Origin of the sequence: Mesorhizobium sp. M0239 (assembly GCF_040321815.1) — a bacterium.
Taxonomy (GTDB): domain Bacteria; phylum Pseudomonadota; class Alphaproteobacteria; order Rhizobiales; family Rhizobiaceae; genus Mesorhizobium.
Genome location: NZ_JAMYSG010000062.1, coordinates 1 through 9,669 on the forward strand (window position 1 = coordinate 1; position 9,669 = coordinate 9,669).

The following is a 9,669-nucleotide window of genomic DNA, read 5'->3' on the forward strand; positions in this document are numbered from 1 at the left end:
ACTGCTCTCATCGACGACGCAAATCGCGGTCTCTTCCAAAGATACGTCTAATCCAGCAAAATACTTCACGGCTGCTCCTTCCCGATGTTTGTGGCGCTCCAAGGCGACCACGTTCTAACATCCATACAGGAGCAGCCGCCCGCACCTTGGCTCGGGCGAGACCCCAATCACCCCATCCGTTGAAGAAGTCAGGCTCTTTCGCAAGCAAAGCCTGAATCGTCGCCGTTGTGGATGTGGAAGTGGCCGACGAGGCGGCCTGCAGTGCCAAAGACAACCCAGCCGCGGCCACAGGCTGGGTCGTTCTCATCATGTCCCTCCCACGAGAATTCCGCGCAGGCTGAGCCATCGCGGGTGCCATATCGGACATCGAGGAAGCTCTTGAGTGCGCCGAAGGCGATCTCGCCATCCGCCGAGCCTTTGAATGTCAGATGCGCTTCCTCGACGAGATCGAGGAAGTCGTTATCCCAAACATCATCTCGACGAAGCGCCAGCGGCCAGGCCTTGGCGAACCTGGGAACCTTGGCCATCAGCCGGTCTCCGCCATGAGCTTTGGCAGTCGCACCAGATTGTAGGCTGCGGCTGCGAAGGTGAAGGCCCATCCGACACGGTCGCGGCCGCGGAACCTGGTCTTGTGCTGGCCGGCCACGACCTTGATCCAACCGAACGCCTCTTCAACGCGCTTGCGAATACGCTGATTGACAGCATAGCCGCTATGCCGGGTGGTGCGCCCGTCGATGGCAGAACTACGGCCGCTGGTGTTCTGCGCTACATGCGGCGTCACCCTCATCGAACGCAGTTCGTTGACGAAGTCCTCCGCATGGTAGCCTTGTCGGCACCGAGCGTGATCGCCTGCGGTCGGTCGGCGCGAGGCTCGACCATGTGCAGTGCCGCCACCCGCTCGGCATGCCCTTCGGCCAGTGTCAGGCAAGCATCGACCAGCAGGCCGTGGCGGTTCTCCATCAGCCCATGTCCCATGAAGCAGAGCTTGGCCTCCTTGCCTTGCCCTTGCGATAGAGCCTGGCGTCACAGGATCGGTGGTCGAGCCATGTGTATCGTTCGACCGCTTCTGGCCATGGAAATCCGCTTCGGCGTTGCGCCCGCCGCCTGAGCCGGCGGCTCGCCCGAGCCATCTTTCGGCTTCACGCTCTTCATTGATGCCCAGGCTCGATCAGCGTGCCGTCGACCGAGAAGTGATCCGTGGACAGCAGCTTCTTCACCTTGGGCTGCGCCAGCACCGCGCTCAGGAACTTTGCGGCCATGTCGCCCTCCAGCAACCGTCGCGGTTCTTGGAGAACACAGAATGATCCCAGGCCGCATCGTCAACGCCAATGCGACGAACCAGCGGAACAGAAGGTCGTATTCCAGCCGCTCCATCAATAGCCGCTCCGAGCGGATCGAGTAGAACGCCTGCAACAGCATCGCCCGCAGCAGCTTTTCCGGCGGGATCGAAGTCCGCCCCATCGGCGAATACAGCGCCGCCAAGTCCCGCTCTAACGCCGCCAGCGCCTCGGTCACAATCGCCCGAATGAGGCGCAACGGATGATCGCGCCGCACGCTAGCGTCGAGATCAACATAACTGAACAATTCGCCAGACCGTTCATCTCCGCCGCGCATGCGTCGTTCTCCGAATCTCTCCCCAGACACTGAATCACGCTCACAGCATCGCTGCGAGCCACCTTTTCAACAGATGGGGTGATTGGGGTTGGCCCCGAGCAGAAATGAGGGCGGCTGCTCCTGTGGGGATGTGAGAACGTGGTCGATGTAGATCGCCACAAACGTCAGGAAGGAGCAGCTATGAAGTATTTTGCCGCACTGGACGTGTCTTTGGAAGAGACCGCCATCTGCGTTATCGACGAGAGCGGCCGGATTGTGAAGGAAGGGCGGACCGCGAGCGAGCAGCAGGCGCTTTATGAGCCCTTGCGGAAAGTCGATCTGCCGCTGGAACGCGTCGGGCTCGAAACCTGCTCTCTGGCTGCCTGGCTTTATGATGGTATTCGCGCCGAAGGATTGCCGGCCATTGCATTGAGACCCGACGGGCCAATGCAGCGATGAAGACGATGCCGAACAAGACGGATCGCAATGACGCCCGCGCCTTGGCGCAGATCATGCGCACCGGCTGGTACCGACAGGTGTATGTGAAGAGTCAGCAGTGTCGGCTCTGGCGGTCCCTCCTGGTCGCACGACGCACTGAGGGGTGTGGGGGCGCATCTGGGCTTGACCCCGGCACGTTATCAACCGGTGAAACGGACATTCAGGGCAAGGTCAGCCGATGCGGCGACGAACTCGCCCGCAGGCTCTCTATGAGGCAGCTCATTCGCTGCTCGTACTCAGCAAGAACTGGTCGAGCCTCAGCGCATGGGGCATGCACGTGGTTAAGCGGCGCGGCATGGCGCCAGCCCGGGTCGCTATTGCCCGCAAGCTCGCCGTCATCCTGCATCGCATGTGGAGCGATGCGACCGAGTTCCGCTTCGGTAAGGAAGCCGGCCCGGCATTGGCATGAAATAGACAAACGGACAAACGAAGAGGAAACACGGTGGTTCGCCCGAAAGGGTGATCCGGATCGTTTCCGTGAAGACGATGGGCAAGGCGGTCTCGTTGGCAGGCTAGATCCTGGGACAGATAATCCCAAGGTCGCTCAACCGATTGATACGCCTCGCTCTCCTGACCTCATCATGCGGCGGCCCGGCGCCGACCGCGAAGAGAAGCGAGTGAATCGCCGGGCGACATGGTCGGGAAAAAAGAAGCAGGAGAAGCTTGACCTCACCAACCCAAATCAGAGAAGCCTGCTAAGACAGCCCGATCGTAACAGAGGACGTACTGCCGATATGCGGCGTTCGCTGATCATTACTTTCGTTAGTAAAGCTAGCCATAGTTAGCCGCCTTGATGCACGGCGATGAGGTTTTGGCGGCCTGAAGCGGCGATGTGGCCGCTGTTGGGCGCTTTTCCGCGAACCTCGTCAGGCGCCGGCGGTGATCCGTCGTGATGGCAGGTGGGGTTTGCAGGTTGCGGTCGGCGGGTTCGTTTCGGGGCGTCTGCGCCCCATGGTTATGTCGCGAGCCGCGGAATGCGATCGAGGACGATGCGCAGGATGCATTGGTCGGGGCAGGATGTCGGCAGGTGCAGGCGGATTGCGTCTTCATCTCGACCACCCGCGCGGCGATCTTGATGAGGCGCAAACGCAGCGTGTCGAATTGCGCGACGGCAAAGCTGGAGCGTTTCGGCATCGCAGCGCGCAGGCCCCACATGAGATCCTATGAGGAGGGTGGATAGCGACCTGCGCTGTGGCAAAGTGAGGTTGCTTAAACACAAACACCTTACCTTGGAGGCAAGCATGCCCGTTGCAGCTCACCGATCCGAAACGCCGACCGCTATCCGTACCGATCTTGGCGCAATCTTCGTCTCGTTGGAACTGAGTCGCTCGAAATGGTGGATCACTTCGCTGTCACCGGGCGCGGGCGCGAAAATGTCGAAGCATCTGGTGGTGGCCGGCGATGTCGCCGGCATGCTGCCGCGTTTTGCCGAGCTCAACAGGAAGGCGCAGGACCGGACTGGGCGGTGCTTTCCGATCATCGTGATCCAGGAAGCCGGACTCGACGGCTTCTGGATCCATCGCGTGCTCCAGGCCGAAGGAATCGAAAGCCACGTGGTTGATCCGGCATCGATTGCGACCTCGCGCCGGCGGCGCCGGGTAAAGACCGACAAGATCGACGGCGAGGCGCTGGTCCGGGCGTTGCTGGCCTACAAGCGAGGCGAGCTGCGGGTGTGCGCGATGGTCCGGGTGCCGACGCCCGCGGAAGAGGACCGCCGCCGTATCTCGCGTGAGCGCAAGGCCTTGACAAACGAGCGCATCAGCCACGTCAACCGCATCAAGGGCCTGCTGTTCAGCCAGGGCGTCTCCGGCTACGAGCCTCTGCGTCGCAACCGGCGCAAGCGACTGGAGGCGCTTCAAACCGGCGACGGCCGACCATTACCCGTACACTTGAAGATGCAGATCGGCCGGGAACTTGATCGGCTCGAGCTGCTACTGGAGCAGATCAAGGCGGTCGAGGCCCGCGCGATGCCATGCTCGCTGCCGCGCAGGTCGTCTCGCCGGCACCGGCGATGCTGCTCAATCTGAAAGGCATCGGGCCGGAGTTCGCCGCTGTGCTCTGGTCGGAGGGGCTGTCGCGTCCCTTCGATAACCGACGACAGGTTGCCGCCTATGCGGGCCTCGCGCCATCACCCTGGCAGAGTGGCGCGGTCGATCACGACCAGGGGGTTTCGAAATCCGGCAATCCGAGGCTGCGAACGACGCTGATCGAGGATCGCCTGGCTCTGGCTGCGCCATCAACCGCGATCGACACTCACCTTGTGGTTCGAGGACCGGGTAAAACGCAACGGCGGCCGTCTCAAGAAGACGACGATTGTCGCGCTCGCCCGCAAGCTGCTCGTTGCGCTGTGCAAATACGTCAACGCCGGCGTCATCATCGAAGGAGCGGCCATGAAGACCGCCTGATGCCCCGTTACCCGAACTGAATTCTGCAATCTTCCAGGACCCGATCAGTCCTGGCGGATCCAGGTGGGACGAACCGACTATTGGCATGGCCTCAACAGCCCGCACATGAGAATGGAATCGTCCTCCTGAGCCTTTGTCCGCCGCAAGCGGGATGTTGGTGCTGCTGTTGCGAACAGCGACCGTATATAAGTTGGATCTGGCTCTGGGAACGAGCCGCGTCATGCAACCGGGCTCAGACCATGGGATGCCGCAATAACCGACAGAGAGCAAAAAATGTCACCCTGACAACCGAGTCCGCATTGACCCATCTCATATAAGCCAGTAGGCGCCGGTATGCAGGAACGGCCGGAACTGGTTGGCCGTCGCTCTTGTGCAGGACGTTCGGTCGGCGGCGAGATGCGTCTTCCAGGGCTTGATGTGGTTCTCGGCCGCTCCGCGCCGGCAGTAGACATCCCCGCAGAGCGCCTTGGCCTTTCCACGGCGAGGTTGGTGACGATGAAGCGGGTGTCAGCACCTTGGATGCCGACCTCGACCCGCTCTATGATGCGCTCGACGCGGCTCCAACTGGCGGCCCCATCCAGGAACTCCTTGAACCTGCGGACCTTGTTCGTCTTCGGTGACGCTTCAAAGCGCGCCGTCGTGCGGGCTTCCAGGTCCGCGACATGCTTGCGCAGGGTCGTGGTGGGCGGTACGCCGAGGATGAAGTCGACATCGTTGGCGCGGCACCAGTCGATGATCTGCGGGCTGCAACAGTGACCGTCGGCCCGGATCAGGATCCGGATGTTCGGCCAGTTGCTCCGGATCGCCCGCACGAGGCGGCGCAGGTGAGCACGGATCTCAGCCCCACTTGGCCGCTTGGCCGTCGCAGGACAGCAGCCACGAACCGGCCGTCGCCATCGAACACAACGATCGGCTGGAAGCCGTACTCGTCGTGATGGGCATTGAAGAGGCGGAGCTGCTGGTTGCCGCGCACGGCGTCAAACGTGTCGTCGATGTCGAGCACGATCCGCTTCGGAATTTGCCGGAAGGAGGCGCAGTAGAGGTCGACCATCGTCCGGCCCATGGCGAGCAGCGAGCGCACATCGGGTAGGTTCTCCAGCCGACACATCGTCGATTGCGACGCCAGATCCCGACCCGAAGGGGGCGCATCCTGGGCCATCTTGAAGACCGGGTCGGAACGCAGCCGGTTGGCGTCGTTGCCATCCTCGTAACCGGCGGCGATCCTCTTCATGCGGAAGCCGATCATATCTGCAAAGTTGTGGATGGCCTGGTCCGGGCTGCGTGGATCATCGATGCAGCGCGCCAGACGGTCGGCCACCCGCAGTCGTTTCTCCACCTCTGCTAGAGCCAGAACGCCACTGTCCGACGACAGCATGCCGCCGTCGAAACGGGCGACGACGGATTTGCGCCGACAGATGACAAGCCGCTCAGCGGCAGCGTAAGATCATTCATGGCGGGTGTGGTCTCCGGAAATGATTGGGATCGGCCTTAGCAGCCAACTCCTACGTCATTTCAACGGCTTGAACCACATCCGCCAACCCACCGTGAATTTTTCAGGCTAGGTCGACTGATTTGGGCAGCGAACCGGCAACCTTGTGAGTGTATTGGCCCCAAGTGGCATCTTTGCGTCAGCTATCCTCTAGGAAAGCAGGAAAGCGGCGTTGTTGGCCTCTCTGAGCAATAAGCCGACGATTTTCGAATAGGGACCGAGAGAACCTCGCTCGTGCTTGATCAAGAGCAACGGTTGAGACACCGCTCGATGCGGTTTATCCACTCGTCTTCTTCGACGCTAACCATCACGGCCGAATCCGAACATCTGGACGAGTGCCCGGCGGATCGGGGAGCCCTTCCTGCAGCACCAGAGGCTTCCAGAACGCAAGAAAGCCAAGAGCGAGGCGCTCGCTCCTCCTTTGAGCTACGGAGCGGGATATCCGCTTCGGCATCCGGGCCGTCTTTCTCGGCGGACAGTCGAAGAGCGTATCCCAGCATGATCGTGTCGGACAACGTCCTAAGCGCGGAAGGAAAGGGAGCCTGCAGTCAAGGTCTCTCTGTTCGTCAGGATGCTCTTGCTGCGTGTACCCTTGACCGGAATGCTAAGGATTTCGACGCAGCGCGCGATCGGCAATCTCGACGGCGCAGCCTATAGCGTCTCAAGTAACACATCCGACGCCCTGTCCCTTTGTCGGGTCCGCGACAGGATTTTTGAACCAATCTCTTGGCAGCCTCAGGCTAAATAGCTGAAAGCAGCCATGTGATTTTTTTTGGCTCGACCAGCCTATTTGGCGCGAGTTTTGCGAGTTAGTTGTGAGGCGGCGGAAGCTGTCGACTGGGTGACATTGCGATCGATCGAAGGAAACCAACGTGTCAGGCGTGCGTCAGATCTCATTCTGCGGGAATAGGGCATCGCAGACCCGCTATGCTTACCTCGTAGCAGGCCAACGTGCCTCTGACTGTCCGGCAGCTGGAGTATGATGTCCGGGACCTTCCGTCGTGATTGCCGATCCATTCTAAAAGCCGCGCCTCGATCTACGCAGCACATCGAACAATCCCCTGTCGCTGCGACTAAAGCCACTGCCGTCACTCGTCGGCGGGGCGATCCATGACCGGAAGAGGAAACTTGAGATGAGAAAAGTCGTTGCCGCTAAGCTTCATGGCATCACCGTGACCGACGCGGATCTAAACTACCACGGATCAATAACTCTGGATCCAGATCACTGCAACGAGGCAGGTATTTTTCCGCTAGAATTCGTTGATATCTGGAACAAGAGTTCAGGCGCTCGAATAAGCACGTATGTCATTTACGGTGAGAGAGGTTCTCGTTGCTGTGTTCTGAACGGAGCCGCCGCTCGTACCTGCCAAGTCGGAGATGAGGTAATCGTTTGCTCCTCCATCTACATTGAGGATCATCAAATCGTACAGATTGAACCGCGAGTGCTGACGTTCGACCGGGACAATTCTGTCAGCAACCGCTTGTTCTACAGTTGTGGGATCAAGGATGATGGAACGATGACGTTCGTGGTGCGCGAGGGCTCTCTTGACAACGCCCTGACCCCGCGTCGAGCCAATCGATGATAGCTCACGGATTAGGAGGTGAAATCTACCAGTCGCTGAACCGACCCGTTTAGTCTAGGTCTCGTCTGTTCCAAGCGCAATCATAAGCTAACCCGCAACCCATTCCGGAAGGTAATCTTCATGAACTTGGCGCTCATGTATGGTGACCGCTCCGTGGAGCACGGTTGGTCGATCGCAACAATGCTTCCTTGAGGAGATGTCACTGAAAGATGGAGTGGTTGCCGCCCTCCCCAGACGGCATCGCAGCCAGGATAGTGGTGTTTACAGCCACCGAGCGGAAAGGACGGCAACCGTGACGAAAGATACAATGATCGGGGTGGATTTGGCAAAGACGGTTTTTCAGCTCCACGGGGCGGTCGATGACGGGAGAGCTGAAGTTCCGGAAGAAATTGTCACGGGGGAGTTTTGCCAAATTTATGGCCGATCAACCGCCAGCGGTGATTGTGATGGAAGCCTTTGGCAGCGCGCATTATTGGGCCCGCGAGATGAGCAGGTATGGCCATGAGGTGAAGTTGATCGCCCCGCATTACGTGAAGCCTTTTGTAAAGCGTCAGAAGATGGGATGGTTGCCGCCCTCCCCAGACGGCATCGCAATGTGCCAAGGTCGTGGTGTTCAACGTGGACCTGGCAAAGAACGCTTTCCAGCTTCACGGCGCGACAATGACGGGGCATTTGAAATTCCGTAAGAAGCTGACGCGGTCACGCTTCCGGCAGTTCATGGCATGCCAGCCGTCTGCTGTGGTTGTGATGGAAGCATGCGGTAGCGCGAGCTACTGGGCACGCGAAATGGTCAAGCTTGGCCATGAGGTGAGACTGATCGCGCCGCAATATGTGCGGCCCTTTGTGAAAGGCAGAAAAACGATGCTGCCGATGCTGAGGCAATCGTTGTTGCGGCACAGCGCCCCGAGATGCGTTTTGTCCAGCCGAAGTCGGAAGCTCAGCAAGCCTGCGCTGTGCTGTTCCGAACGCGGGAGCGCCTTCTCCATCAGCGCACCGAGCTTGTGAATGCCCTGCGTTCGGTGCTGTATGAATATGGCCATATCGTTCCGAAAGGAATCGCTCACATTAAGCGGATTGAGAGCATCCTGGAGGCACCCAACAGTGACCTGCCCGAGTTGGTACGCGAGGAATGCGGCGACCTGATTGAGCAGATTGCCGAGAAGATAGCTCGGATTGAAGCCAAGACGAAGAAAGCCAGAACCCTGTCCATGGCGACTGATACAGCGCGGCGACTGCAGACAATGCCGGGCGTCGGGCCACAGACCGCGCTGGCGATCAGCGGCTTTGCTCCCCCGATGGAGAGCTTCAAACGCGGACGAGATTTTGCAGCCTGGCTTGGCCTCGTGCCACGCCAATACACCTCCGGTGGCAAGGAGCGACTTGGACGTGTGTCGAAGGCCGGACAGACTGATATCCGATCTTTGTTGATCATTGGCGCCATGTCACGCCTGACAGTGCTGGCTCGCAAATCGATCGTCGAGGGATCATGGCTGGGACGGATGCTGCGTCGCAAGCCACTCATGCTGGTCGCGATCGCGCTTGCGAACAAAATGGCGCGGGCGATCTGGGGGATGATGACGAAGAAAGAAGATTATCGAGATCCGACGTGTGTGGTGGCTTCATGATGAATGCGCATCGCTACGCAAGCTAACGTCGGTGAAGAGAGGTTAGGAACGACCTGAATGGGCGCAATGATCGAATAGATCTGGGTTGGGAAAACCAGCCGTCGTTCGCGAGCTTGAAAAGCTCTTGCAGAAGATTTGGACCCGATCCGTAGATCACCATACCGGCCAGCGCTTGAAAGGCCGCGAGGAAAAGGCCTGAGAGAAGAACGCACTCGATCACCGAACATCAGGTTGGAAAGCTTCTTGCATCGAGGGCGGCAACCAGAGAAGAACGATGCGGCAGATGCCGAAGCGATCGTAATCGCGGCTCAGAACCTGAAATGCGCTTCGTAGATCCAAAGACTGCCGAGAAACAAAGCAGGGCAATTTTGTTTCGCGCTCGAGAGCGCCTTGTGCATCAGCGCACCGAACTGGCCAACGCACTCAGGGGCTGCTCTATGAATATGGCCATGTTATTCCGAAGGGAATGAATCAGT

The 9,669-nt window shown here is 59.5% G+C and carries 3 protein-coding genes and 7 pseudogenes; 6 read left to right on the top strand and 4 right to left on the bottom strand.

Annotated features, from left to right (window positions below; genetic code table 11):
• Positions 1–188: 188 nt before the first annotated feature.
• Positions 189–527, bottom strand: a complete 339-nt coding sequence (locus NKI99_RS32925; RefSeq protein ID WP_352613633.1) for a hypothetical protein — start codon at positions 525–527, stop codon at positions 189–191.
• Positions 527–1,614: pseudogene (locus tag NKI99_RS32930) on the bottom strand (IS5 family transposase). The gene NKI99_RS32925 and the pseudogene NKI99_RS32930 overlap by 1 nt, the downstream one beginning before the upstream one ends.
• Before the next feature lie 180 nt (positions 1,615–1,794).
• On the opposite strand from NKI99_RS32930, the pseudogene NKI99_RS32935 reads away from it, so the two are divergent.
• A pseudogene (locus tag NKI99_RS32935) lies at positions 1,795–2,500 on the top strand (IS110 family transposase).
• Positions 2,501–3,046: 546 nt separating this feature from the next.
• Here the strand turns inward: NKI99_RS32935 and NKI99_RS32940 are convergent.
• Positions 3,047–3,249: pseudogene (locus NKI99_RS32940) on the bottom strand (transposase); the annotation flags it as partial.
• 83 nt (positions 3,250–3,332) lie between these two features.
• Here NKI99_RS32940 and NKI99_RS32945 point away from each other — a divergent pair.
• Positions 3,333–4,496: pseudogene (locus NKI99_RS32945) on the top strand (IS110 family RNA-guided transposase).
• Between the two features lie 312 nt (positions 4,497–4,808).
• Here the strand turns inward: NKI99_RS32945 and NKI99_RS32950 are convergent.
• Positions 4,809–5,948: pseudogene (locus tag NKI99_RS32950) on the bottom strand (IS1380 family transposase); the annotation flags it as partial.
• Positions 5,949–7,118: 1,170 nt separating this feature from the next.
• On the opposite strand from NKI99_RS32950, the gene panD reads away from it, so the two are divergent.
• The 4 genes and pseudogenes from panD to NKI99_RS32970 form a co-directional block, all read left to right on the top strand.
• Complete coding sequence (panD, locus tag NKI99_RS32955) at positions 7,119–7,568, top strand: aspartate 1-decarboxylase (RefSeq protein WP_352613635.1); 450 nt, start codon at positions 7,119–7,121, stop codon at positions 7,566–7,568.
• 359 nt (positions 7,569–7,927) lie between these two features.
• On the top strand, positions 7,928–8,254 hold the full coding sequence (locus NKI99_RS33935; protein WP_502905570.1) for a hypothetical protein: 327 nt from the start codon (positions 7,928–7,930) through the stop codon (positions 8,252–8,254).
• A pseudogene (locus tag NKI99_RS32965) lies at positions 8,175–9,193 on the top strand (IS110 family RNA-guided transposase). Before NKI99_RS33935 ends, NKI99_RS32965 begins: the two are co-directional and overlap by 80 nt.
• A gap of 267 nt (positions 9,194–9,460) precedes the next feature.
• Positions 9,461–9,624 (top strand): annotated as a pseudogene (locus NKI99_RS32970) (IS110 family RNA-guided transposase); the annotation flags it as partial.
• Positions 9,625–9,669: the final 45 nt, after the last annotated feature.